The 24,714-nt window shown below is 70.9% G+C and carries 21 protein-coding genes; all 21 read right to left on the reverse strand.

Annotation, left to right across the window (positions count from 1 at the left end):
- Window positions 1-6: 6 nt before the first annotated feature.
- The 21 genes from EV374_RS05360 to mqnC all read right to left on the reverse strand — a co-directional run bounded on the left by EV374_RS05360 (window position 7) and on the right by mqnC (window position 24,630).
- The gene (locus tag EV374_RS05360) at window positions 7-1,092 is read right to left on the reverse strand and encodes a polyprenyl synthetase family protein (RefSeq protein ID WP_132232098.1); all 1,086 of its coding nucleotides are present in this window, start codon (window positions 1,090-1,092) and stop codon (window positions 7-9) included.
- A 90-nt stretch (window positions 1,093-1,182) separates the two neighbouring features.
- Window positions 1,183-2,736 carry an NADH-quinone oxidoreductase subunit NuoN gene (gene nuoN / locus EV374_RS05365; RefSeq protein ID WP_132232100.1) on the reverse strand — a complete coding sequence of 518 codons (1,554 nt, stop codon included), beginning with the start codon at window positions 2,734-2,736 and terminating at the stop codon, window positions 1,183-1,185.
- A gap of 52 nt (window positions 2,737-2,788) precedes the next feature.
- The gene (locus EV374_RS05370; protein ID WP_132232102.1) at window positions 2,789-4,324 is read right to left on the reverse strand and encodes an NADH-quinone oxidoreductase subunit M; all 1,536 of its coding nucleotides are present in this window, start codon (window positions 4,322-4,324) and stop codon (window positions 2,789-2,791) included.
- Window positions 4,325-4,388: 64 nt separating this feature from the next.
- Complete coding sequence (nuoL, locus tag EV374_RS05375) at window positions 4,389-6,347, reverse strand: NADH-quinone oxidoreductase subunit L (RefSeq protein ID WP_207913901.1); 1,959 nt, start codon at window positions 6,345-6,347, stop codon at window positions 4,389-4,391.
- Between the two features lie 11 nt (window positions 6,348-6,358).
- The gene (gene nuoK / locus EV374_RS05380) at window positions 6,359-6,658 is read right to left on the reverse strand and encodes an NADH-quinone oxidoreductase subunit NuoK (RefSeq protein WP_132232104.1); all 300 of its coding nucleotides are present in this window, start codon (window positions 6,656-6,658) and stop codon (window positions 6,359-6,361) included.
- Window positions 6,659-6,713: 55 nt separating this feature from the next.
- Entirely contained in the window at window positions 6,714-7,484 is a 771-nt protein-coding gene (locus tag EV374_RS05385) for an NADH-quinone oxidoreductase subunit J (RefSeq protein ID WP_132232106.1), read from the reverse strand.
- Window positions 7,481-8,122, reverse strand: a complete 642-nt coding sequence (gene nuoI, locus EV374_RS05390) for an NADH-quinone oxidoreductase subunit NuoI (RefSeq protein WP_132232108.1) — start codon at window positions 8,120-8,122, stop codon at window positions 7,481-7,483. The genes EV374_RS05385 and nuoI overlap by 4 nt, the downstream gene beginning before the upstream one ends.
- 1 nt (window position 8,123) lies before the next feature.
- Entirely contained in the window at window positions 8,124-9,479 is a 1,356-nt protein-coding gene (gene nuoH / locus EV374_RS05395) for an NADH-quinone oxidoreductase subunit NuoH (protein ID WP_132232110.1), read from the reverse strand.
- Complete coding sequence (locus EV374_RS05400; protein ID WP_132232112.1) at window positions 9,476-11,989, reverse strand: NADH-quinone oxidoreductase subunit G; 2,514 nt, start codon at window positions 11,987-11,989, stop codon at window positions 9,476-9,478. Before EV374_RS05400 ends, nuoH begins: the two co-directional genes overlap by 4 nt.
- A gap of 58 nt (window positions 11,990-12,047) precedes the next feature.
- Window positions 12,048-13,364, reverse strand: a complete 1,317-nt coding sequence (gene nuoF, locus EV374_RS05405) for an NADH-quinone oxidoreductase subunit NuoF (protein WP_132232114.1) — start codon at window positions 13,362-13,364, stop codon at window positions 12,048-12,050.
- The gene (gene nuoE / locus EV374_RS05410; RefSeq protein ID WP_132232116.1) at window positions 13,361-14,509 is read right to left on the reverse strand and encodes an NADH-quinone oxidoreductase subunit NuoE; all 1,149 of its coding nucleotides are present in this window, start codon (window positions 14,507-14,509) and stop codon (window positions 13,361-13,363) included. Before nuoE ends, nuoF begins: the two co-directional genes overlap by 4 nt.
- Window positions 14,506-15,831 carry an NADH-quinone oxidoreductase subunit D gene (locus EV374_RS05415; protein WP_132232118.1) on the reverse strand — a complete coding sequence of 442 codons (1,326 nt, stop codon included), beginning with the start codon at window positions 15,829-15,831 and terminating at the stop codon, window positions 14,506-14,508. The genes nuoE and EV374_RS05415 overlap by 4 nt, the downstream gene beginning before the upstream one ends.
- Window positions 15,832-15,883: 52 nt before the next feature.
- Window positions 15,884-16,621: an NADH-quinone oxidoreductase subunit C gene (locus tag EV374_RS05420; RefSeq protein WP_132232120.1), complete on the reverse strand. Its 738-nt coding sequence runs from the start codon at window positions 16,619-16,621 to the stop codon at window positions 15,884-15,886.
- Window positions 16,618-17,295, reverse strand: coding sequence for a NuoB/complex I 20 kDa subunit family protein (locus tag EV374_RS05425; protein WP_132232122.1), 678 nt, complete (start codon window positions 17,293-17,295; stop codon window positions 16,618-16,620). Before EV374_RS05425 ends, EV374_RS05420 begins: the two co-directional genes overlap by 4 nt.
- 14 nt (window positions 17,296-17,309) lie before the next feature.
- Complete coding sequence (locus EV374_RS05430) at window positions 17,310-17,675, reverse strand: NADH-quinone oxidoreductase subunit A (protein ID WP_111134310.1); 366 nt, start codon at window positions 17,673-17,675, stop codon at window positions 17,310-17,312.
- A gap of 193 nt (window positions 17,676-17,868) precedes the next feature.
- Entirely contained in the window at window positions 17,869-19,146 is a 1,278-nt protein-coding gene (locus tag EV374_RS05435) for a geranylgeranyl reductase family protein (RefSeq protein ID WP_132232124.1), read from the reverse strand.
- 147 nt (window positions 19,147-19,293) lie between these two features.
- Window positions 19,294-19,524, reverse strand: coding sequence for a hypothetical protein (locus tag EV374_RS05440; protein WP_132232126.1), 231 nt, complete (start codon window positions 19,522-19,524; stop codon window positions 19,294-19,296).
- Between the two features lie 65 nt (window positions 19,525-19,589).
- Window positions 19,590-20,300: a demethylmenaquinone methyltransferase gene (locus tag EV374_RS05445; protein ID WP_132232128.1), complete on the reverse strand. Its 711-nt coding sequence runs from the start codon at window positions 20,298-20,300 to the stop codon at window positions 19,590-19,592.
- A gap of 114 nt (window positions 20,301-20,414) precedes the next feature.
- On the reverse strand, window positions 20,415-21,662 hold the full coding sequence (locus EV374_RS05450) for a cell wall anchor protein (protein WP_132232130.1): 1,248 nt from the start codon (window positions 21,660-21,662) through the stop codon (window positions 20,415-20,417).
- A 223-nt stretch (window positions 21,663-21,885) separates the two neighbouring features.
- Window positions 21,886-23,088, reverse strand: a complete 1,203-nt coding sequence (locus tag EV374_RS05455) for an LPXTG cell wall anchor domain-containing protein (RefSeq protein ID WP_132232132.1) — start codon at window positions 23,086-23,088, stop codon at window positions 21,886-21,888.
- Between the two features lie 351 nt (window positions 23,089-23,439).
- Window positions 23,440-24,630, reverse strand: coding sequence for a cyclic dehypoxanthinyl futalosine synthase (gene mqnC / locus EV374_RS05460; protein WP_132232134.1), 1,191 nt, complete (start codon window positions 24,628-24,630; stop codon window positions 23,440-23,442).
- Window positions 24,631-24,714 lie beyond the last annotated feature (84 nt).

Consider the following 24,714-nt stretch of genomic DNA (forward strand, 5'->3'; position numbering starts at 1 on the left):
CGGGCGTCAGCTGGTGCGGTCGGCGATGTAGTCGCAGAGGGATTCGAGGGCGCGGCGGGCCGGACCCTGCGGAAGCGGCGAGAGCTGCTCCCGGGCGTCCTCGGCGTAGCTGCGGACCGTCTCCCGGGCCCGCTTGAGCGCCGGGCTCTCGCGCAGCAGGCCGAGCGCCTCGGCGTGCAGGTCGTCGTCGGTCAGCGGCCCGGTCGCCAGGATCTCCCGCAGCCGCACCGAGGCGGCGTCGGCGTCGTCCGAGCCGAGCGCGTAGAGCACCGGCAGGGTCGGCACGCCCTCGCGCAGGTCGGTGCCGGGCGTCTTGCCCGACTCCACCGACTCCGAGGCGATGTCGAGCAGGTCGTCGGAGAGCTGGAAGGCCACGCCGATGGTCTCGCCGTAGCCCGCCAGCGCCTCGGTGTGCTCCGGGGCGGCACCGCCGAACATGCCGCCGAAGCGGGCCGACGTGGCGATCAGCGAACCGGTCTTGCCCGCGATCACGTCGAGGTAGTGGGCCACCGGGTCGTCGCCGGGGCGGGGGCCGACGGTCTCGGCGATCTGGCCGTGCACCAGCCGCGCGAAGGTGCGCGCCTGGAGGCGTACGGCCTCGATGCCCAGGTCGGCGGCGATGTCGGCGGCGCGGGCGAAGAGGTAGTCGCCGACGAGGATGGCGACCGAGTTGGTCCACCGGGAGTTGGCGCTCGGCGCCCCTCGGCGCACGGCGGCCTCGTCCATCACGTCGTCGTGGTAGAGCGTCGCCAGGTGGGTGAGCTCCATCACCACGGCGGCCGGCACGACCTGCGGACCCGTGGGATCGCCGAACTGGGCGCCCAGCGCCACCAGCAGCGGGCGGAACCGCTTGCCGCCGGCCTCCACGAGGTGCCGGGCGGCCTCCGTGACAAACGGGTCGGCGCTGGCCACGCTCGCCCGCAGCTCGGACTCGACGCCCTCCAGCAGGCCCAGCACGGACGCCTCGACGCGGGGATCGGCGAGATAGAGGCCGAGCGCGCCGAACTGACTCGTGCTCACCCTGGTCCGACGGCCGCCGGACCCGGAGGCACCTGAACGCTCGCCAGCCGGATTCACCACGCCATCAACCATGCCACACCCCTGCGACCTGCCCGGGACGGGGGATACGGCGCGGGGGCCGGCACGCCGTGGCGTGCCGGCCCCCGCGGGCGTGAGCGTCGGTCATCTGACAAATTCGGCGGCGCCGGTGGCCAGGTCGAGCAGCGGCGCGGGCGCCACACCGAGCACCAGCGTGGCGAGCACGCCGATCATCAGCGCGGCCGAGGTCAGCCCGCCGGGCACGGCGACGGTCGGCGTCGACTCGCCGGGCTCGGAGAGCCACATCATCACCACGACCCGCAGGTACGGGAAGGCCAGCACCATGCTGGTCAGCACGCCGGCGATCACCAGCCACGCCTGCCCGCCCTCGAGCGCCGGGCCGAAGACCGCGAACTTGCTCGTGAAGCCGCTGGTCAGCGGGATTCCGGCGAAGGCCAGCAGGATGAAGGTGAAGATCCCCGCGTAGAACGGCGAGCGCCGTCCCAGCCCGGCCCAGCGGGACAGGTGGGTGGCCTCCCCGTCGGCGTCGCGCACCAGGGTCACCACGGCGAACGCGGCGAGCACCGAGAAGCCGTACGCGACCAGGTAGAACATCGTCCCGGAGATCCCGTCGGCGCCCGGCGCCAGCACGCCGACCAGCAGGTAACCGGCGTTGGCGATGGAGGAGTACGCCAGCAGCCGCTTGATGTCGGTCTGCGTGACGGCCAGCACCGCGCCGACCAGCATGGTCAGCACCGCCACGACGCCGAGGACCGGGGTGAAGTCCCACCGGGCCCCGTCGAACGCGACGTGGAACACCCGCAGCAGGGCGCCGAACGCGGCGACCTTCGTGCAGGCGGCCATGAGACCGGTCACCGGGGTCGGCGCGCCCTGGTAGACGTCCGGGGTCCAGACGTGGAAGGGGGCCGCCGCCGCCTTGAAGAGCAGCCCGATGGCGAGCATCGCCATGCCGGCGAAGAGCAGCACCGGGCTGGCCGGGGAGTTCTCGACCGCGGCGTCGATGGTGGCGAAGTCGACACCCGCCTGCCGGCCCGGGATGCCCGCCGTGAAGCCGTAGATCAGGGCCACGCCGAACAGGAAGAAGGCCGAGGCGTACGCGCCGAGCATGAAGTACTTCAGCGCGGCCTCCTGGCTCAGCAGCCGCCGGCGGCGGGCCAGCGCGCAGAGCAGGTAGAGCGGCAGCGAGAAGACCTCGAGCGCGATGAACATGGTCAGCAGGTCGTTCGCCGCCACGAAGATCAGCATGCCGCCGATCGCGAACGTGGTCAGCGGGTAGACCTCGGTGAGGCCGTTCTTGCCCTCGGCCTGCCGGCGGTCGTCGGCCGACTCGGCGGTGACGGCGGCCTGGGCCACGAACGCCCCGCCCCGCTCCACCGAACGCTCGCCGATGAGCAGCAGCGCCATCGCGGCGAGGACCAGGATCGCGCCCTGGAGGAAGAGCGTCGGCCCGTCCACCGCGATCGCCCCGCCGATCGTGATCTTCCGCTCGTCGGCCGCCAGCACCACCATGGTCAGCGCGGCGAGCACCGCCAGCAGGGCCATCGACAGCTGGACCACGTGCCGGAGCCGGCGGGGCACGAACGCCTCGACCAGCACGCCCAGCAGAGCGGCGCCCAGCATGATCAGGGTCGGAGCGAGCGCCGCGTAGTCGATCGACGGCAGTTTCAGCTCAGTCACTGCGCAAACCTTTCGTTCGCGACTGCGGGGCTCGCAAGCTCGCTCCTCGCGCTCACTTTGCCGCCTCCTGGACGGTTCCGCCCGACGTCGGGGCGGGGTCGGTCCGGCCGACGTCCTGCATGGTCGCCTGCACGGCCGGGTTGATCACATCGGTGACCGGCTTCGGGTAGAAGCCGAGCAGCACGATCAGCGCGATCAGCGGCGCGACCACGAACTTCTCGCGCAGGTTCAGGTCACGCTTCATGCCGTCAATCTGGGTGAGCGCCGGGTTGAGCGTGCCCTGGGTGGTGCGCTGCACCATCCACAGCACGTACGCGGCGGCCAGGATGATGCCGAGCGTCGCGATCACCGCGACCGGCTTGTTCACCGTGAACGTGCCGATCAGCACCAGGAACTCGGAGACGAACGGCGCGGTGCCGGGCAGCGCGAGCGAGGCCAGACCGGCGAAGAAGAGCACCCCGGCCAGGATCGGCACCAGTTTGCCGGCGCCGCCGAAGTCGCTGATCAGCGCCGAGCCCCGCCGGGCGATGAGCATGCCCACCACCAGGAAGAGCAGGCCGGTGGCGAGCCCGTGGTTGACCATGTAGAGCACCGCGCCGGTGCCGGCCTGGGTGGTGAAGGCGAAGATGCCCACCCCGATGAAGCCGAAGTGCGCGATCGAGGTGTACGACACCAGCCGCTTCAGGTCGTTCTGGCCGACCGCCAGCAGCGCGGCGTAGATGATGCCGATCACGCCGAGCGCCAGCGCCCACGGGGCGAACCACTTGGCCGCGTCCGGGAAGAGCGGCAGGCAGTAGCGCAGGATGCCGAAGGTGCCGACCTTGTCGAGCACGCCGACGAGCAGCGCCGCCGCACCCGCCGGGGCCGCGCCACCGGCGTCCGGCAGCCAGGTGTGGAACGGGAAGAACGGCGCCTTGATCGCGAATGCGAGGAAGAAGCCGAGGAACAGCCAGCGCTCCGTACCGGTGGAGATGTCCACCTGGGACAGCGCCTGCCAGTCGAAGGTCTTCCCGCCGACGACCCAGAGGCCGATCACCGCGGCGAGCATGAACAGACCGCCGACCAGCGAGTAGAGGAAGAACTTCACCGCCGCGTACTGCCGCTGGTGGCCGCCGTAGCTGCCGATGAGGAAGTACATCGGCACCAGCATGACCTCGAAGAACACGTAGAACAGGAAGACGTCGGCGGCGGCGAAGACGCCGATCATCGTGCACTCGAGGACGAGCAGCAGGGCGAAGTAGACCGGCACCGACCGCTTGGACGACTCGGCGTCGTGCCAGGACGCCAGGATCACCAGCGGTACGAGCACCGCGATCAGCATCAGCATCACCAGCGCGATGCCGTCGGCGGCGAAGGTGAAGCTGACGCCCCAGTTCGGAATCCAGGTGTAGGACTCACGGAACTGGAAGCGGTCGCCACCAACCTCGAAGGTCACCCACATGACCACCGACAGCACCAGCACCAGCAGCGACCAGCCGAGCGCCACCTGCTTGGCCAGCTCCGGCCGGCTGCGCGGCAGGAAGGCCACCACCAGGGCGCCGACCAGCGGTGCCACGGTGAGCACCGAGAGGAACGGGAAGTCGGACATTATGCGGCCTTACCTCCGTCGTCACTGCGCGGTCCGCCGGAGACGGCCGCCTGGAAGAGGTCGATCACGCCAGCCACCCCGCCTCGACGGCCAGGAACGCCGCCAGGACCAGCAGCGCGCCGGTCAGGATCGAGGTGGCGTACGACCGGACGAAGCCCGTCTGGAGCCGCCGGAGTCGACCCGAGCCGCCGCCGATCCCCGCCGCGAGGCCGTTGACCAGCCCGTCGATACCCCGGTTGTCGAGGTACACCAGTGCCCGGGTGAGGAAGATGCCCGGCTTCTCGAAGATCGCCTCGTTGACCGTGTCGGTGTAGAGGTTCTTCCGCGCGGCGGTGACCAGCACCCCGGCCGGCTGCGGCGCGGTGGCCGTGCCGCCCCGGAACAGGAACCAGGCCAGCCCGGCACCGAGCACGGTGACCAGGATCGACAGGATCGTGATCACGGTGTGCGAGAGCACCGCGTGGTGCTCCCCCTCTGCCGCACCGAGTCCGGCTGTGGCGGTGAGCCAGTCCGGCACCGAGGTGGAGAGCAGCCAACCGGCCCCCACCGAGCCGACCGCCAGCAGGATCAGCGGGATGGTCATCAGCTTCGGCGACTCGTGCGGGTGCCCGATGTCCTCGGTCCAGCGCTTCGGCCCGTGGAAGGTGAGCACGAAGAGCCGGGTCATGTAGAACGCGGTCAGCCCGGCGCCGAGCAGCGCGGCCATGCCGAAGAGCCAGGCCGTCCAGTCGTCCCGCTCGAACGCCGCCACGATGATCGGCTCCTTGGAGAAGAAGCCGGACAACGGCGGGATGCCGATGATCGCGAGCCAGCCCGTCATGAAGGTGATCCAGGTGACCTTCATGTACTTCGCCAGCCCGCCGAACCGGCGGATGTCGACCTGGTCGTTCATGCCGTGCATGACCGAGCCGGCGCCGAGGAACATGTTGGCCTTGAAGAAGCCGTGCGCCAGCAGGTGCACGATCGCCAGCGCGTAGGCGCCACCGCCGAGGCCGACGCCGAGGAACATGTAGCCGATCTGGCTGACCGTCGACCAGGCCAGCACCCGCTTGATGTCGTCCTTGGCCGCGCCGATGATGCAGCCGATCAGCAGCGTCAGCGCGCCGACGCTCACCACCACCAGCTGGAGGGTGGAGTTGGCCGAGAAGATCGGGTTGGACCGGGCGATCAGGTAGACGCCGGCGGTGACCATGGTCGCGGCGTGGATGAGCGCCGACACGGGGGTCGGGCCCTCCATCGCGTCCGGCAGCCACGCCTGGAGCGGGAACTGGCCGGACTTGCCGGTCGCGCCGAGCAGCAGCAGCAGGCCGAGCACCAGCACCGTGGTCGCGGTCAGCGAACCGACCCCGTTGAAGACCTCGTCGTACTGGGTGGTGCCGAGGCTGGCGAACATGATGAAGATGCCGATCGCCAGGCCGGCGTCGCCGACCCGGTTCATCAGGAACGCCTTCTTGCCGGCGGTGGCGGCGCTGGGCCGCTCGTACCAGAAGGAGATCAGCAGGTACGACGCCAGACCGACGCCCTCCCAGCCGAAGTAGAGCATCACGTAGTTGTTGCCGAGCACCAGCAGCAGCATGGCGGCGACGAACAGGTTGAAGTAGGCGAAGAACCGCCGACGTCCCGCGTCGTGCGCCATGTACTCGACCGCGTAGAGGTGGATCAGGAAGCCCACCCCGGTGATCAGCAGTACGAAGACGGCGGCCAGCGGGTCGAAGAGCAGACCGAAGTCCACCCGCAGGTCACCGACCGTGATGAAGTCCCACAGGCTCAGCTCGACCGACTTGTTCTCCAGGCCACGCAGCTGGAGGAAGTAGGTCAGGCCCAGCACGAACGCGGCGCCGATGGCGGCCACCCCGAGCCAGTGCCCCCAGCGGTCCGCCCGCCGGCCGAGCAGCAGCAGGACCGCCGCGCTGAGCAGCGGAATCGCCACCAGCAGCCAGACGCTGCCCAGCAGCCCGTCCGCCGTCGCGTAGGCGACGGTGCCCACCGGCTCAGCCGGGGCGTTCGTCAGAATCGTTCCCACCGCAGGACCCCTCAGTACTTCAGCAGGTTGGCGTCGTCGACACTCGCGGAGCGTCGGGTCCGGAAGATCGCCATGATGATCGCGAGCCCGACCACGACCTCGGCCGCCGCCACCACCATCACGAAGAACGCCATGATCTGGCCGTTGAGGTCACCGTTGATCCGGCTGAAGGTGACCAGCGTCAGGTTGGCCGCGTTGAGCATCAGCTCGATGCACATGAACAGCACGATCGCGTTGCGCCGGATGAGCACACCGACCGCGCCGATGGTGAAGAGCACCGCGGCCAGCACCAGGTAGTAGTCGGGCGTCATCGCTGCGCCAACCTTTCGTTCGCGACTGCGGGGCTCGCAAGCTCACTCCTCGCGCTCACCGCTCCGTCCCCTTCAGGGTCGTCTCCCGGTCGTCCAGCTCGCGCACCGGCAGGATCTCCGGAGTGCTCCGCTCGGTCAGCCGGCCGTCCGGCAGGCGGGCCGGGGTGGCCACGGAGGAGGAGGTCGCGTAGACGCCCGGGCCGGGCTTCGGGCCCGGGTAGTTGCCCGGGGCGAAGCGCGCCCGCATCGTCTTCGGCTGGTCCAGCCTGTCCTCCTTGCGCCGCTCGATGTGGGCCAGGACCATCGCGCCGATGGCGGCCGTGATGAGCAGCGCCGAGGTGAGCTCGAACGCGAAGACGTACTTGGTGAAGAGCAGCCGGGCGATGCCCTGCACGTTGCCCTCGGCGTTGGCCTGCTCCAGGCCGACCGCCGTGGTGCCCTCCAGCGCGCGCCACAGCCCGCCGCCGGCCAGGCCGGCGAAGCCGAGCCCGAGCACCACCGCCGCGACCCGTTGGCCGCGCAGCGTCTCGATCAGCGAGTCCGAGGCGTCGCGACCCACCAGCATCAGCACGAACAGGAAGAGCATCATGATCGCGCCGGTGTAGACGATGATCTGCACCATGCCGATGAACGGCCCGGCCTGGAGGACGTAGAAGACGCCCAGGCAGAGCATCGTCAGCACCAGCCAGAGGGCCGAGTGCACGGCGTTGCGCGCCGCGACCATGCCGATCGCGCCGATCAGCGCCAGCGGGGCCAGGATCCAGAAGGTCACCTGCTCCCCGCCGGAGACCTCGCCCGCCGCGGCGAGCACCGTCTGCGTGGTCATGCTCCGTCTCCCTTGGCGGCTGCCGCCCGCTGGGCGTGCTGCTCGGCGCCCGGGAAGGTCACACCGGGGTGCTCCTCCACCTGGTACCGGCCCGGGTTGTTGGCCGAGTGCTCCGCGCCGGCCGAGGTGCCCGGGTTGGTCAGCGCGCCGACGTAGTAGTCCTTCTCGCTGTCGCCGAGTCGCATCGGGTGCGGCGGCTGCTCCATGCCCGGCAGCAGCGGCGCGAGCAGCTGCTCCTTCGTGAAGATCAGATCCTGCCGGTTGTCCCGGGCCAGCTCGTACTCGTTGCTCATGGTGAGCGAGCGGGTCGGACAGGCCTCGATGCAGAGCCCGCAGAAGATGCAGCGGGCGTAGTTGATCTGGTAGATGCTGGCGTACCGCTCACCCGGCGAGAAGCGCTGCTCGTCGGTGTTGTCGCCGCCCTCGACGTAGATCGCGTCCGCCGGGCAGGCCCAGGCGCACAGCTCGCAGCCGATGCACTTCTCCAGCCCGTCCGGGTGCCGGTTGAGGATGTGCCGCCCGTGGTAGCGCGGCGCCGACACCGGCGGCTTGAACGGGTAGTCGGTGGTGACGACCTTCTTGAACATGTGCGAGAAGGTGACACCGAATCCCTTGAACGTTCCGGTGATCGCGCCCACGTCACACCTCCCTGGAGTCCGGGCCGGCGGCGATGTTGGCCGGCTCCCGCTCGGCGACCACGCGCCTCGTGCGCGGGCTCGGTGGTACCTGCAGGTCCATCGGGGGCAGCGGGAAGCTGCCGTGCGGCCGGTCGTTGACCTGCTCCTGGACCGTCGGCTTCGGCTGCTGCTTCCGGCTCGGCCAGAGCAGCGTGGCGAGCAGCAGGATGCCGGCGGGGATGCCGACGGCGATCAGCTTGCTGCGCGAGTCCCAGTCCTCGATCGAACGCAGGCCGGCCAGGACCAGGATCCAGACCAGGTTGATCGGGAGCAGGACCTTCCAGCCGAAGCGCATGAACTGGTCGTAGCGCAGCCGGGGCAGGGTGCCCCGCAGCCAGACGAAGACGAACACCAGCATGACGACCTTGCCGAAGAACCACAGCATCGGCCACCAGCCGGAGTTGGCGCCCGCCCAGATGCTGGTGATCGGCCACGGCGCGTGCCAGCCGCCGAGGAAGAGTGTCACGGTGAAGGCCGACATGGTCACCATCGCGACGTACTCGCTGAGCATGAAGAGCGCGAACTTCAGCGAGCTGTACTCCGTCTGGAAGCCCGCCACCAGCTCCGACTCCGCCTCGGGCAGGTCGAACGGCGCCCGGTTCGTCTCACCGACGATGGCGATGAAGAACATGATGAAGCTGGGGAGCAGCAGGAGCGCGTACCAGCCGGGGGCCGGAATTTCGAAGCCCCCGATGCTCAGCCGGGTGCCGTCGCCCTGGGCGGCGACGATCCCGCTGGTCGACATGGTGCCGGCGGTCATGAAGACCGCGACGACGCTCAGGCCCATCGTGACCTCGTACGAGACCAGCTGGGCGGCGGAGCGCAGGCCGCCGAGCAGCGGGTACGTGGAGCCGCTGGCCCAGCCGCCGAGCACGATGCCGTACACGGCCAGCGAGGAGAGGGCCAGCACCACCAGCACCGCCACCGGCACGTCGGTGACCTGTAGCGGCGTCCGGTGCCCGAAGATGCTGACCATCGGTCCGAACGGGATCACCGACAACGCGGTGATCGCGCAGACCACCGAGATCACCGGGGCGAAGAAGAAGACGACCTTGTCGGCGGTCCGCGGGAGGAGGTCCTCCTTGAAGGCGAGCTTCAGGCCGTCGGCGAGGGTCTGCAGCAGACCGAACGGGCCGGCCTGGTTGGGGCCGGGCCGCACGGCCATGCGGCCCACGACCCGGCGCTCGAACCAGACGCCGAGCAGCGTGGCCAGCACGGCGACGACGAACGCGAAGACGATCTTGCCGAGGACCAGCCACCAGGGATCCCGGCCGAAGTCGGCCAGCGTCGGATCCTGGGCCAGGTAGACCGCGTTCACTGCTGTACACCCCCTGCGTTGAGGAGCGGGCCCGGGCGGTCCGCCGCGTCGGCGGCGACCGCGGCGGCGGAGATCCGCACGAGCGCTCCGGACGTCGCGCCGAGGCTGCGTCGCACGGTCGAGCCGGGCGAGTTGGTCGGCAGCCAGACGACGCCGTCCGGCATCTCGGTGATCGCCGCCGGCAGGGTCAGCGCCCCCCGGTCGGTGCCCACCGTCACCGGGTCGCCGTCGGCGACGCCGAGCGCCTCCGCGGTGCCCTTGCCCAGCCGGACCACCGGCGGGCGGGCGGTGCCGGCGAGGTGCTCGTCGCCGTCGGTGAGGCTGCCCAGGTCGATCAGCTGGTGCCAGGTGGCGAGCACCGCCTCACCGGCGCCCGGCTCCCGCACCGCGGCCGGCTCCACCGACGGGGCGGCGGGACGGTCGGTCCGGGTCCGCGGCAGCGCGCCCAGCTCGCGGCGGACGCTGAGCACGTCACCGGTGCCGAGCTGCACGTCGAGCTGCGCGGCGAGCGCGTCCAGCACGCGGCCGTCGGTCATCGCGGCGGTGCGCAGCACCGCCTCGAAGGTGCGCAGCCGGCCCTCCCAGTCCAGGAAGCTGCCGGCCTTCTCGACCACCGGGGCGACGGGGAAGACCACGTCGGCCCGCCGGGCCACCGCGCTCATCCGCAGCTCCAGGCTGACCAGGAACGGCACCTCGTCCAGGGCCTTCTCGGCCAGCCGCGGGTCGGCCAGGTCGGCCGGGTCGACCCCGGCCACCACCAGCGCGCCGAGCTGACCGCCGGCGGCGGCGGCGAGGATCGCGTCGGTGTCCCGGCCGGCCTGGCTCGGGATCACCCCGGCGGGGATGTCCCACGCCTCACCCAGCTCGGCCCGGGCGGCCGGCTCGTTGACCAGGCGGCCGCCGGGAAGCAGGTTGGGCAGGCAGCCCGCGTCGACCGCGCCGCGGTCACCCGCGCGCCGCGGCACCCAGGCCAGCTTCGCGCCGGTACGCCGGGCCACGTCGGCCGCCGCGGAGAGGCCGCCCGGCACGCTGGCCAGCCGCTCGCCGACGATCAGGATCGCGCCCTCGGCGCTGAGCGCCTCGGCCACCGTCGCGTGCTCGGCGAGCACGGTCGCCTCCTCGCCCGGCACCACCCGGGCCAGCTTGGCCCCGAGCTTCTCCAGGCCGCGGGTGGCGAACGGCGCGATCGCGTAGACCGTCAGCTTCTTCTTCAGGTACGCCTTGCGCAGCCGCAGGAAGAGGATCGGGCACTCCTCCTCCGGCTCCAGCCCGACCAGCACCACGGCCGGCGCCTTCTCGACGTCGGCGTAGGTGACGTCGGTGACCCCGGCGACCGAGCTGGCCAGGAAGTCCGTCTCCTCGCGGGAGACCGGCCGGGCCCGGAAGTCGACGTCGTTGGTGTTCAGCGCGACCCGGGCGAACTTCGCGTACGCGTAGGCGTCCTCGACGGTCAGCCGACCGCCGGTGAGCACCGCCGTGCCCCGTCCGCCGTCCCGCGCCGCGCGCAGCCCATCGGCGGCGACGGCCAGCGCCTCGCTCCACGCCGCCTCACGCAGCTCGCCGGTCTGCGGGTCGCGGACCAGCGGGGTGGTGAGCCGGTCGAAGGCGCGGGTGTACTGGAAGCCCCACCGCCCCTTGTCGCAGTTCCACTCCTCGTTCACCGCCGGGTCGTCGCCGGCCAGCCGGCGCAGCACCTTGCCCCGCCGCCAGTCGGTGCGCTGGGCGCACCCCGCCGAGCAGTGCTCGCAGACGCTCGGGGAGGAGACCAGGTCGAACGGCCGGGCCCGGAACCGGTACTGGGTGCCGGTCAGCGCGCCGACCGGGCAGATCTGCACCGTGTTCCCGGAGAAGTACGAGTTGAAGGGCACGTCACCGGATTCGTCGGCGGCCGAGCCGGGGCAGCCCGCGCCCGTCTCGACGCCGTAGTCCTCGTCCCGGTAGATGTTGATCTCCTCGGCGGACGACCGGCCCATCAGGTCGATGAACTTGTCGCCGGCGATCTCCTCGGAGAACCGGGTGCAACGCTGGCAGAGCACGCAGCGCTCGCGGTCGAGCAGCACCTGCGTGCTGATCGGCAGCGGCTTCGGGTACTCCCGCTTGTGCTCGTGGAACCGCGAGTCGGCGCGCCCGGTGGACATCGCCTGGTTCTGCAGCGGGCACTCGCCGCCCTTGTCGCACATCGGGCAGTCGAGCGGGTGGTTCAGCAGCAGCAGCTCCATGACCCCCTCCTGCGCCTTCTTGGCGACCGGGGAGGTGAGCTGGGTGCGTACGACCATGCCGTCGGCGACGGTCTGGGTGCAGGAGGCGACGGGCTTGCGCTGCCCCTCCACCTCGACCAGGCACTGCCGGCACGCGCCGGCCGGGGCCAGCAGCGGGTGGTCGCAGAACCGGGGAATCTCGGTGCCCAACTGCTCGGCGACCCGGATCAGCAGCGCCCCCTTCGGGGCGGTGACCTCGACGCCGTCGATGGTGAGCGTGACGGTCTCGGTCTGCTTCGCTACGTCGGTCACAGTGCTTGCCTTTCGCTCGCGACTGCGGGGCTCGCTCCGCTCACTCCTCGCGCTCCCATCAGTGGGCTCCCACGAGCTGCTTGTCCGACAGCTTCGGCGCGGTACGTCCCTCGATGTAGTCGAGGTAGTCCTGCTTGAAGTACTTCAGCGACGAGGTCACCGAGCTGGTCGCGCCGTCACCCAGGCCGCAGAACGAGCGGCCGAGGATGTTGTCGCAGGTGTCCAGCAGGGTGTCCAGGTCCTCGTGGGTGCCCTGACCGGCGAGGATCCGCCGGTAGACCCGGACCATCCAGTAGTTGCCCTCGCGGCACGGGGTGCACTTGCCGCACGACTCGTGGTGGTAGAACTCCAGCCACCGGTAGGTCGCGTAGACCGGGCAGTCCTGGTCGGAGAAGATCTGGGTGGCCGTGGTGCCGAGGATCGAGCCGGCCGCCGCCACCCCCTCGAAGTCCAGCGGCACGTCCAGGTGCTCGGCGGTGAGCAGCGGCGTCGACGAGCCACCCGGCGTCCAGAACCTCAGGTTGTGACCGGGCTGCATGCCGCCGGCCAGCTCGATCAGCTCCCGCAGGGTGACGCCCATGCCGCACTCGAACTGGCCGGGGTTGGCGATCCGGCCGGAGAGCGAGTAGATCATCGGGCCGGACGACTTCTCCGTGCCCATGGTCTTCCACCAGTCGGCGCCGCCCAGCACGATGTAGGGGACGCTGGCGATGGTGCCCACGTTGTTGACCACCGTCGGGCTCGCGTACAGGCCGTGGGTGGCCGGGAACGGCGGGCGCAGCCGGGGCTGGCCCCGGAAGCCCTCCAGCGAGTCCAGCAGCGCGGTCTCCTCGCCGCAGATGTACGCCCCGGCGCCCGAGTGCACCACCAGCTCCAGGTCGTACCCGGAGCCGAGGATGTTCCGGCCCAGGTAGCCCTTGGCGGTCGCCTCCCGCACGGCGTTGCGCAGCCGGCGCGCGGCGTGCACCGCCTCGCCCCGGATGTAGATGTAGGCGCGGCTGGCCCGGATCGCGTACGACGCGATGATCACGCCCTCGACGAGGGCGTGCGGGTCGTGCGTCATCAGCGGGAGGTCCTTGCAGGTGCCCGGCTCCCCCTCGTCGGCGTTGACGACGAGGTAGTGCGGCTTGCCGTCGCCCTGCGGGATGAACCCCCACTTGAGGCCGGTCGGGAAGCCGGCGCCGCCGCGACCGCGCAGGCCGGAGTCCTTGATCAGCTGGATCAGGTCGTCCGGGTGCGCCTTGAGCGCCTTGCGCAGGGCCGCGTAGCCGTCGAGCTTCTCGTAGGTGCCGATGCGCCAGGCGTCCGGCGAGAGCCAGCGCTTGGTGAGTACCGGCGTCAGCTTGGCCAGGGTCTCCGGCCGGGGAGTGGTCACTTCTGGACCCCCGTCTCGCTCGCGACGGCGGAGCCCGCGCCACCGGCGCCCGCCTCGGCTTCCTTGAGGTTGCGCTGCTGCGCACCGGCCTCGTCGCCGGCGGGCTTGCCGTCGCCGGCCGGCGCGTTGGCCGCCGCCCCGGCGGCCTCCGCCGCCTGCGCGTCGCGGGGAGCCGGCGGGGCGCCGTCCACCGGAACCTTGGTGCCCGGGGCGTCCGGCACGGCGGTCGCCGCGTCGGGCTGCCGGGTCTCGGCGGTACGCACCTCGGGCGACTTGGCGTCCGGCGCCCTGACGTCCCGGGTGGTGCTGCCGGCCGCCTCGGCGGCGGGTGCGGGCTCGCCGGTGCCCGTGGCGGGCCGGGCACCGTTGCCACTCGGGGCCGGCGCGGCCTTGGCCGGCTCGGGAGCCGGCTTCGCGGCCTCGCTCCTGGCCTTCGCCTCGGCGGCGGCCTTGTCGGCCTCGGCCTTGCTGCGGATCGGGGTGTTCGGGTCGAAGCCCGGCACCGAGATGCCGTGCTCCTGCGCCAGCCGCAGCCCCCGCAGGGTGGGCTCCCCCGGCCCGCCGTCGGCGACCGCGCCCTCCCGCTCGTCGGCGAAGCCGGCGAGCTGCACCGCCATCTCCTTGAGGGTGCAGAGCCGGGCACCCCGGGTCGGCATCGGCCGGCCACCGGCGCGCAGCTCGTCGACGACGCCACGCGCGGTCTGCGGGTCCACCCCGTCGAAGAAGTCGTAGTTGACGGTCATCACCGGGCCGTAGTCGCACGCCGCCAGGCACTCGGCGTGCTCCAGGGTGATCTTCCCGTCGGCGGTGGTCTCGTCGTGCCCCACACCGAGGTGCTCGGCGAGGGTGTCGTAGACCTCCTGGCCGCCGAGCACGTTGCACATCGTGTTGGTGCAGACGCTCACCAGGTAGTCGCCGGTCGGCCGGCGCTTGTACATGGTGTAGAAGGTGGCGACCGCCCCCACCTGGGCCTTGTTCAGGCCCAGCACCTCGGCGCAGAACGCCACGCCGGCCGGGGAGACGTAGCCCTCCTCGGACTGCACCAGGTGCAGCAGCGGCAGCAGCGCCGACCGGGACCGGTCGGCCGGATAGCGGGCGATGATCTCCCGCGCCCGCTCCCTGGTCTCGTCAGTGAAAACACTCATCGGTCACAACCACCCATCACGGGGTCCAGCGAGGCGCCACCGGCGATCACGTCGGCGATCAGGCCGCCCTCGGCCATCGCCGGGAGCGCCTGGAGGTTGACGAAGCTCGGCTCCCGGTAGTGCACCCGGTAGGGCCGGGTGCCACCGTCGGAGACGGCGTGCACGCCCAGCTCGCCGCGGGGCGACTCGATGCCGACGTAGACCTGGCCCGGCGGCACCCGGAAGCCCTCGGTGACGAGCTTGAAGTGGTGGATCAGCGACTCCATCGACTGACCCATGATCTTCGCGACGTGCTCCAGCGAGTTGCCCATGCCGTCGACGCCGATGGCGAGCTGCGCCGGCCAGGCGATCTTCTTGTCGGCCACCATCACCGGGCCCGGCTTGAGCCGGTCCAACGCCTGCTCGACGAGCTTGAGCGACTCCCGGATCTCGGCGAGGCGGACCAGGTAGCGGCCCCACACGTCGCCGTCGGTGTGCGTCGGCACGTCGAACTCGTACGTCTCGTAGCCGCAGTACGGCATGGTCTTGCGCAGGTCCCAGGCGAGGCCGGCCGAACGCAGCACCGGGCCGGTCACGCCGAGCGCGAGGCAGCCGGTCACGTCGAGCACCGCGACGTTCTTCGTCCGCTCGAGCCAGATGGGCTGCCCGGAGAGGAGGTTCTCGTACTCCTTGAGCCGCTTCGGCATCAGCTTGAGGAACTCGCGGATCTTGACGATCGCCTCGTCCGGCACGTCCTGGGCCACGCCGCCCGGACGGACGTACGCGTGGTTCATCCGCAGGCCGGTGATGATCTCGAAGATCTCCAGGACGTACTCACGCTCGCGGAAGCCGTAGAGCATCATGTTGATCGCGCCCAGCTCCATGGCGGTGGTGGCCACCCAGACCAGGTGCGACGAGATCCGGTTCAGCTCCATCATCAGGACCCGGATGGTGTTCGCCCGCTCGGTGATCTGGTCGGTGATCCCGAGCAGCTTCTCCACCGCCAGCGCGTACCCGGTCTCGTTGAAGATCGGGGCGAGGTAGTCCATCCGGGTCACGAAGGTGCTGCCCTGGACCCAGTTGCGGTATTCGAGGTTCTTCTCGATGCCGGTGTGCAGGTAGCCGACGACCGAGCGGGCCTCGCGGACCGTCTCGCCCTCCAGCTCCAGGATCAGCCGGAGCACGCCGTGCGTCGACGGGTGCTGCGGACCCATGTTGACGACGATCCGCTCGTCGTTGATGGGGTCGGCCCCCGAGACGACGCTGTCCCAGTCGCCACCGGTGACGGTGAAGACCTTCCCCTCGGTGGTGTCGCGCTCGGTGGCATAGTTCGACGTGGTCACAGTGCCGGCCCTCCGTTCACGACTGCGGGGCTCGCAAGCTCACTCCTCGCGCTCACTGGTAGGACCTCCTCCGGTCCGGCGGCGGGATCTCAGCGCCCTTGTACTCGACGGGTACGCCGCCGAGCGGGTAGTCCTTGCGCTGCGGGTGCCCCTCCCAGTCGTCCGGCATGAGGATCCGGGTCAGGTTGGGGTGACCGTCGAAGACGATGCCGAACATGTCGTACGCCTCGCGCTCCTGCCAGTCCGCCGTCGGGTAGATCGACGTGACGCTCGGCAGGTGCGGGTCCTCGACGGAGACCGCTGCCTCCAGCCGCACCGTGCGGCGGTAGGTCATCGAGGTGAGCTGGTAGACGACGTGCAGGCGGCGGGCGTCGGCGCCGAGGTAGTCGACCCCGGAGACCGAGGAGCAGAGCTCGAAGCGGAGCGCCATGTCGTCGCGCATCACCTGGCAGACCTCGGCGATCCGCTCGGGGCGGATGTGCAGGGTCAGCTCGCCCCGGTCCACCACGACCTTCTCGACGGCGTCGGCGAAGTCCGGGTACGCCTCCTCCAGCGCGTCGCGGACCTCGTCGAAGTAGCCCCCGTACGGCCGGGGCGCGTCCTCGATGGTCCGGCGCTGGCGGACGAGGCCGCCGAAGCCGGACACGTCGCCGGAGCCCTGGTTGCCGAACATGCCCCGGCCGGCCGGGCTGGCCGGGGGGTACTCGGCGGGTGCGGTGGTGCTGGCGCCGGCCGGCGTGACCGGAACCGGCACGCCGCCGTCGTCTTGCCTGTCCTGAGGCGCGGTCACTTCTGGACACCCCCGTGCTGCAGGTGGTTCTGGGCCTTCATCCAGTTCTCGATCCGCAGCTGCTCCTCGCGACCCTCACGGACCGCCTTGGTCCACTCGGCCCGCCGGGCCTTGTCGCTGCGGTACGACGACGGCATCGAGCCGTAGGGGACGACCGGGACGTCGCCGCGGGCCTTGCGCGCCTCGAGCATCTTGCGGCCGTTCGGGCCGAGCGGCTCGTGCCCGATCTTCTCGCGCAGCTTGAGGACCGCGTCGATGAGCATCTCGGGCCGGGGCGGGCAACCGGGCAGGTACATGTCGACCGGGACGATGTGGTCGACGCCCTGCACGATGGCGTAGTTGTTGAACATGCCGCCGCTGCTGGCGCAGACGCCCATCGAGATGACCCAGCGGGGCTCCGCCATCTGGTCGTAGATCTGGCGCAGCACCGGGGCCATCTTCTGGCTCACCCGGCCGGCCACGATCATCAGGTCGGCCTGCCGGGGCGAGGCCCGGAAGACCTCCATGCCCCAGCGGCCCATGTCGTAGTGCGGACCACCGGCGGCCATCATCTCGATCGCGCAGCAGGCCAGACCGAAGGTGGCCCCCCAGACCGACGTCTTCCGCGACCAGTTGACCAGCTTCTCCACCGAGGTGAGCAGGACACCGGCGGGAAGCTTCTCCTCGATACCCATCTGAGGTTCCTCCCTCAGTCCCAGTCCAGGCCGCCGCGACGCCACACGTAGGCGTAGGCGACGAAGACCGCGACGATGAACAGGACCATCTCCACGAAGCCGAAGATCGGCAGGGCGTCGAACGAGACCGCCCAGGGGTAGAGGAAGATGATCTCAATGTCGAAGACGATGAAGAGCATCGCCGTCAGGTAGAACTTGATCGGGAACCGGCCGCCGCCGACCGGCTGCGGGCTGGGCTCGATGCCGCACTCGTACGCCTCGAGCTTGGCCTTGTTGTAGCGCCGGGGACCGGCGAAGCGGGCAGCGGCCACGGAGAACAGCGCGAACCCCGCAGCGAGGGCGAACAGCCCGATGATCGGTGCATAAGGCGAGAGCGACATCGTTTTCTCCTGCTCGTCCTTCCCTGCCCTGGTCCTTGTCAAAAATCACACTATTCACGTCCCTCGCGACGGTCGTCGGCGGGGGTCGATCTCCCCTGTCCGCACCTGCGGTCATCGCAGACCGTGGACGACGCCGTCACACGGGGCTGCCTTCGTTCGCGACCGCAGGCGCTCGCAGGCTCGTTTCCTCGGGCTACACGGCCGGCGCCACTCTCGTCATCGTGTTGATGACGCGGTCCATCGCGTCCCCGTCGCGGGGGTCGGTCAGGTTGGCCAGCAGCTTGAGCACGAAGCGCATCAGCATCGGGTGCGGCATCCCGTGCTTCGTGGCCATCCGCATGATCTCGGGGCGGCCGATGAGCTTCACGAAGATGCCGCCCAGCCGGTAGTAGCCGCCGAAGCGGAGCTTCAGCTCCGTCGAGTACGCCGTCAGCGCACGCTCCCGGTCCGCGCCGGCCGGGCGCGCGAGCGCCTGCACGGCGACCTCCGCGGCCAGCTCGCCGGACTCCATCGCGTACGCGATGCCCTCGCCGTTGAACGGGTTGACCATGCCGCCGGAGTCGCCGACCAGCATCACGCCCCGGGTGTAGTGCGGCACCCGGTTGAAGCCCATGGGCAGCGCGGCGCCGAGGATCGGCCCCTCCGCGTTCGCCTCGTCGGTCATGCCCCAGTCGGCCGGCGTGTTGGCCAGCCAGTCGGTGAGCAGCCGGCGGTAGTTGGTCTTGCCGAACGCCGACGAGGAGTTGAGCACCCCGAGGCCGACGTTGACCCGGCCGTCGCCCAGCCCGAAGATCCAGCCGTACCCGGGCAGCAGGTTGTCACCGCTGTCCTTGCTGCGCAGTTCGAGCCAGGACTCCAGGTAGTTGTCGTCGTGCTTGGCGGGCGAGCGGTAGTAGCGCCGGACGGCGACGCCGATCGGCCGGTCCTCGCGCTTGGCCAGCCCGAGGGCGAGCGGGAAGCGGCCGGAGACCCCGTCGGCCGCGACGACGAGCGGCGCGTGGAAGGTGGCGGGCTCCTTGCCCGGGCCGACCTCCGCCTCGACGCCGGTGACCCGGCCGTCCGGGCCCAGCACCGGGCCGGTGACGTTCACGCCGGTGCGCAGCTCGGCGCCGGCCTCGACGGCGCGCCGGGCGAGCAGGTCGTCGAAGTCGAGCCGGGTGCGTACCAGGCCGTAGTTGGGGAAGCTCGCCAGGTCGGGCCAGTCCAGCTCCAGCCGGACGCCGCCACCGATGACCCGCAGGCCCCGGTTGTGCAGCCAGCCCGCCTCGGGCGAGGTGTCCACGCCCATCCGGATGAGCTGCCGCACCGCGCGCGGGGTCAGCCCGTCGCCGCAGACCTTCTCCCGGGGGAACTCGGTCTTCTCCAGCAGCAGCACCCGTACGCCGTGCCGAGCCAGGTGGTATGCGGTAGCCGACCCACCGGGACCGGCGCCCACGACGATCACGTCGGCGTCATGTTCCACCGCGGCCATCCCGCGCCTCCTCCCGCATGCTCGTGAAATGCTTCACAAGCCAGACGGTGGGAGTCTATGACCGACGTCATGACCACGCCGGACCAGGGGTACCTAACTTGCCGGAGAGACGTCGGCCGAGGTCGGAGGCGGGGCGCCGGGGCGGCCTCAGTGCCGGGCGGAGGTGGCCGGATCCAGGCCGGCGTCGTACCGGATCGTCTCCGGCAGGTGCTCGCGCAGCGCGCCGCCGGCGGCGCGGTCCAGGGCGGCCAGCACCTCGGCCACGACCTGACGGACGTCGGCGGGATCCGCGCCGGCCAGCTCCTTGAGCTGGGCGATGAGTTCGGTCGCGTCGTCGTCGGTGGCCTCCGCGCCGACCGCCTGGTGTCGTCCCGTCATGGGGGCGAGCTTACGGAACAAAGTGGAGCAAAAACGGATATTTGCGGAAAGGGCGCCGAACGGGTCTAGACGCGGACCGCGCGGTGCAGTGCCGCGATCCCGCCGGTCAGGTTGCGCCAGGCCACCCTGCCCCAGCCCGCCGCGCCGATCCGCGCGGCCAGGGCCGGCTGGTCGGGCCACGCCCGGATCGACTCCGCCAGGTAGACGTACGCGTCGGGGTTGCTGGAGACGGTGCGGGCCACGCTCGGCAGCGAACGCATCAGGTACGACAGGTAGACCGTGCGGAAGGCCGGGTTCACCGGGGTGCTGAACTCGCACACCACCAGCCGGCCGCCCGGCCTGGTGACCCGGGCCAGCTCCCGCAGTGCGGCGTCGGTGTCGTTCACGTTGCGCAGCGCGAACGAGATGGTCACCGCGTCGAAGGTGGCGTCGGCGAAGGGCAGCTTCAGCGCGTCCCCGGCCAGCAGCGGCACCTGGGGACGGGTGCGCTTGCCGACGCGCAGCATGCCGAGGGACAGGTCGGCGCCCACCGCGTACGCGCCCGACTGGGCCAGTTCCTCGGTGGACACGCCGGTGCCGGCGCCCACGTCGAGCACCCGCTCACCCGGCCGCAGGTCGAGCGCGGCCCGGGTGGCCCGGCGCCAGAACCGGTCCTGCCCGAAGGAGAGGACGGTGTTGGTCAGGTCGTAGCGAGCCGCCACGCCGTCGAACATCGCGGCGACCTCGTGCGGCTGCTTGTCCAGGTTGGCGCGCTGGCCCTGCGGGGTACGGCTCACCCCTCCACTCTGCCAGTCCGGCCCGCGTGGGCGGCCGGTGGGTCGGCCGCACCACCACCCGGACACGCCACGGGGGCGGGATGGTCGCCCACCCCGCCCCCGCGTCGTCGTACGTCAGTCGGTCGACTTCTCGTCGCCGGGCGCCACCAGGACGACCCTGCGCCGCCGGGAGAGCAGCAGCAGCGCGCCGCCGGCCAGCAGCACGGCCGCGCCGATGCCGCCGATCAGCCCGGCCTGCACGCCGGTCACCGGCAGCCCGCCGTCGCCACCGCCACCGCCACCGGGGGTGGTGGTCGGGGCCGCCGTGGGTACGCCGCTCGGGGTCGCCGTCGGGGTGGGCGTCGGCCCACCGGTCGGCGTCGGGGTCGGGGTCGGCTGCGCCGACAGGTCGACGAAGGCCTCGAAGATCGTGTGGTTGTCGCTCATGTCGGCCTCGGAGAAGGCCTTCCGCTGCGCCTGGCCGGCGACCTTCGGCTCCTCCTCCGGCTCGCCCTCGGCGGCGTCCAGCCCGTACGCGAAGAGGTCGCCCTCCCGCAGCACCGGCTCGGTCACATCGTCGCCGACCTTCACGGTGACGTCGGCGGTGTAGTACTGCCCCCGGCGGATGGTCGCGCCGGCGTCCTCGCAGAACGCCTGCTCCTTGCCGAGGAACACCTGCGTGACGCAGTTCTGCGGCACCGTCACGAAGCTCACACCCGCCGGGAGGGTGATGCCGTAGAAGACACCGGTCGCGGGCCGGCTGCCGTCGTTGTAAACCGCCCAGTCCAGCGGGACGGTCTCGCCCCGGCGCACCGGCCTGAGGTCCGGCTCGTCGGCCACCGCGCCGTTGACCACGACGCCTGCCTGGACGTCCTGCGCCCAGGCGGTAAGGTCGTAGCCGGGCTTCGTGACGGTCACCGGCACGACGACCTTGTCGCGAACCTTGCCCCCGGGCGTCGCGGTGACGACGTGGACGACCAGCTTGCCGCCGTCGCCCCGGCCACCCGTGCTGAACAGCGGGACGCCGAAGTCCTTGCTGGTGCCGGCGGGTAGGTCGCCGAGGGAGCACTGGTAGAGGTGACTCTCGATGGCGCGGCAGCTCTCGGGCACCAGGAAGCCGACGCGCTTCTCCTTGAGCTGCCGGGTGTCGACCCGCAACGAGACGTCCTCCGCCGTGGCCGTGCCGGCGTTGGTGACGGTGAACTTGAACGGCTTGCTCCGGGCCGCGTCGACACCCTTCGCGAGCTGGGTGCTGATCGGGGTCAGGGCGAGCTCCGGCGCGTCGGCGGCCTGGGCGGGAACGGCGACGGTGGTCAGGCCACCCGCCGCGAGGAGTGCCACGGCACCGGCGCGGGCCAAGGCCGAGCGATGGAACAGGGTCATCGGTCCCCCGGGGGGTTAGGGAAGAAACGGATGGTTGCGGAACCCGGCCGGACGCTATCGAAGGTCGAAGCGGCGCGCCAGCAGGGAGATCATGTTTCATCCGTCCGGCCGATCCGGTCGGACGGGACGGTCCGACGCACAGCGGGGGCGGGATGGTCACCCATCCCGCCCCCGCTGCCGTGCGTTATGTGAACGACCCTCGCGGGTCGATGGAGGACGACCGTCAGGCCGTCGGCTTCTCGTCGCCCGGGGTCACCAGGACGACCCGGCGCCGCCGCGCCACCATGAACATGGCCGCGCCCGCGATCAGCACCGCGCCGCCGATGCCGCCGATCAGCGTGGTCTGCGCGCCGGTGACCGGCAGGCCGCCGTCGTCGTCACCGCCGCCCGCGCCGCCCTTGGCCGCGACGATCACGGCGTACGCGTCGGAGTTGTCGGTGGCGTCCACGTCGCTCGCCTGCAGGCCGGTGACGTTCTCCGGCAGGGTGACCGCGGCCGCCTGCTTCCGGCTGGGCTCGGACCCGACCGGCTCGACGCTGACCAGACCGCCCTTGAGGGCGCCCGGCTTCACGCCCGCCGCCACGTCGAACACGTGGTAGAAGCCGTAGGCCGAGTAGAGCTTGTCCTCGGGGTTGGTGTCCTCGTCCTGCGGGATCAGGCCGAAGTTGGCGTAGGTGCAGGTGAAGGTGGACTTGTCGGCCGCGTACTCGCAGCCCTGCTCCACCTCGGTCGGGGTGACGCCCTTGGGCAGCTTGACGCTGATCTTCAGACCGGCGGTGGCCTTGTCACCCTGGTTGGTGATGAAGTAGGTCAGCGCCGAGCGGCCGCCCGCGTGCAGGTCGCCGGAGTAGACCGGGTTGCCGTCGACGATCTTCACGGCCTGCTTGACGTCCTCGGCGACGACCGAGAGGTCCGGCCCGCTGGCGTCGGAGAAGTCCAGCGTGGCGGTCTTGGTGTTGTTCGCCGCGTTGGTGTCGTCCTTCGAGACGAGCTTGAAGGAGAGCGGCGCCTTGTAGGTGCCCTCGGCCTTGACCTTGAACAGGACGACCGGCAGGTCGGTGGTCTCACCCGGGCCCGGCAGGCCCTTCTCCGTCGCGTGGCAGATGAACGCGGTCGGCTTCCCCCCGGCGAGTTCCATGTCGCAGCCGTCCTCGACGGCCGGCACGGCGGCGACCTTGTCGAAGTCGACCTTGGACACGTCCACCCGCACGGACAGTTCGCTCGGAGTGTTCTTGCCGAGGTTGGTCACCTTGGCGAAGGCGAACTTGCCCTCCGCGTTGGCGGCGACCCGCGTGCCGGCCACCTCGATCGCGAGGTCCGTCTCCGTGCCCGAGGCGTGAGCCGGGCTACCGAGGGCGGTCAACGCGCCGGAGGCGAGCAGCGCGCCGGCGCCGATACGCGCCAGCGAACGGTTACGGAAGATCATGGAAGAGTTCCCCCCGTTGGGGTGAAGGAAAGGTACGGCCGGGGACGTTAGCGGTAAGCGATCACGCCCGCCACCCCGCAGAACGGGCGCGTTGAACAGCCTGGCTAAGAATCACTTAAGGAATGCCCGGATTGATATGTCTTGCTGCCCCGGCCACCCCGACACCGACTCCGAACGGCAATCCAATTGAGATCAACGGACCACGGGAATTCACCCGATCGGTCAGCCGGGCGAGTCATTTACCGTCACTTTCCGTATTCCCATGATCCACGCAGTGGTCCATTTACGACGACACCCCACCGCCGGACGACGGTGGGGTGTCGGTGGTGCGGGTGGCTGCGGACGCCTCGCTCAGCGGGCGTCGACCAGCGGCAGGGACTTCCCGGCGCCGCCGCCCGGCATGGCGATCGAGGAGAAGTGCGAGACGACCCGCTCGTCGGTCGGGTCGTCGGCCGGGGTGTGGTGCACGGCCAGCCGGTTGTAGAGGGTGTCGCGCTGGGCGGGGATCCGGTCCGCCGAGCGGATCATGCCGATCAGCTCGTGCAGGTTGGAGCGGTGCCGCGCGCCGGCCGAGGAGATGACGTTCTCCTCCAGCATGATCGAGCCGAGGTCGTCCACGCCCATGTGCAGGGCGAGCTGCCCGACGTCCTTGCCGGTGGTCAGCCAGGACGCCTGGAGGTGCGGCACCGTCTCGAAGAAGAGCCGGGCCACCGCGACCAGCCGCAGGTACTCCAGGGCGGTGGCCTGCGTACGGCCCTTGAGGTGGTTGTTCTCCGGCTGGTACGTCCAGGGGATGAACGCCCGGAAGCCCTTCGTGCGGTCCTGCACGTCGCGGATCATCCGCAGGTGCTCGATCCGCTCGGCGGCGGTCTCGCCGGTGCCCATCATCATGGTGGCGGTCGACTCGACGCCCTGCCGGTGCGCCAGCTCCATGACCTCCAGCCAGCGCTCGCCCGACTCCTTCAGCGGCGCGATGGCCTTGCGCGGGCGGGCCGGCAGCATCTCCGCGCCTGCGCCGGCGATCGAGTCCAGCCCGGCCGCCTTGATCCGGGCGATGGCCTCGTCGAGGCTGACGCCGGAGACCTTGGCCATGTGCAGGATCTCGCTGGGGCCGATCGAGTGGATCGCCAGCTGCGGGTACGCCTTCTTGACCGAGGAGAACAGCTCCTCGTAGTACTCCACGCCGTAGTCCGGGTGGTGCCCGCCCTGGAGCATGACCTGGGTGGCGCCCAGCTCGACCGCCTCGCCGCAGCGGCGCAGGATCTCCTCGGTCGGGTGGGTCCAGCCCTCCTTGTGCTTGGGGGCCCGGTAGAACGCGCAGAACTTGCACGCCGTCACGCAGACGTTCGTGTAGTTGATGTTGCGGTCGATCAGGTACGTGACGACGTTGTCCGGGTAGCGGCGTCGGCGCACCGCGTCGGCGGCCTCGCCCAGGGCGTGCAACGGCGCCTCGGTGTAGAGCAGCAGGGCCTCCTCGGGCGTGATCCGCCCGCCGTCCGCGCCACGCTGCAGGATGTCGTCGATCTCCCGGCTCACACTCACCCCCCGAGCCTACGTCGCCCCGCCCCGGGCCGGCCCCGCCGGACTCCTGTCGACCACGCCACAGGCCCCGCCGACGCGGCGGCG

It is taken from the genome of Micromonospora sp. CNZ303 (assembly GCF_004345505.1).

Bases quoted from the DNA above. Each gene is read 5' to 3' on its own strand.
- EV374_RS05360 (WP_132232098.1), bottom strand. From the start codon at position 1,092: ATGGTTGATGGCGTGGTGAATCCGGCTGGCGAGCGTTCAGGTGCCTCC.
- EV374_RS05370 (WP_132232102.1), bottom strand. From the start codon at position 4,324: ATGTCCGACTTCCCGTTCCTCTCGGTGCTCACCGTGGCACCGCTGGTC.
- nuoK (WP_132232104.1), bottom strand. From the start codon at position 6,658: ATGACGCCCGACTACTACCTGGTGCTGGCCGCGGTGCTCTTCACCATC.
- EV374_RS05385 (WP_132232106.1), bottom strand. From the start codon at position 7,484: ATGACCACGCAGACGGTGCTCGCCGCGGCGGGCGAGGTCTCCGGCGGG.
- nuoE (WP_132232116.1), bottom strand. From the start codon at position 14,509: ATGAGTGTTTTCACTGACGAGACCAGGGAGCGGGCGCGGGAGATCATC.
- EV374_RS05425 (WP_132232122.1), bottom strand. From the start codon at position 17,295: ATGGGTATCGAGGAGAAGCTTCCCGCCGGTGTCCTGCTCACCTCGGTG.
- EV374_RS05430 (WP_111134310.1), bottom strand. From the start codon at position 17,675: ATGTCGCTCTCGCCTTATGCACCGATCATCGGGCTGTTCGCCCTCGCT.
- EV374_RS05435 (WP_132232124.1), bottom strand. From the start codon at position 19,146: ATGGCCGCGGTGGAACATGACGCCGACGTGATCGTCGTGGGCGCCGGT.
- EV374_RS05440 (WP_132232126.1), bottom strand. From the start codon at position 19,524: ATGACGGGACGACACCAGGCGGTCGGCGCGGAGGCCACCGACGACGAC.
- EV374_RS05450 (WP_132232130.1), bottom strand. From the start codon at position 21,662: ATGACCCTGTTCCATCGCTCGGCCTTGGCCCGCGCCGGTGCCGTGGCA.
- EV374_RS05455 (WP_132232132.1), bottom strand. From the start codon at position 23,088: ATGATCTTCCGTAACCGTTCGCTGGCGCGTATCGGCGCCGGCGCGCTG.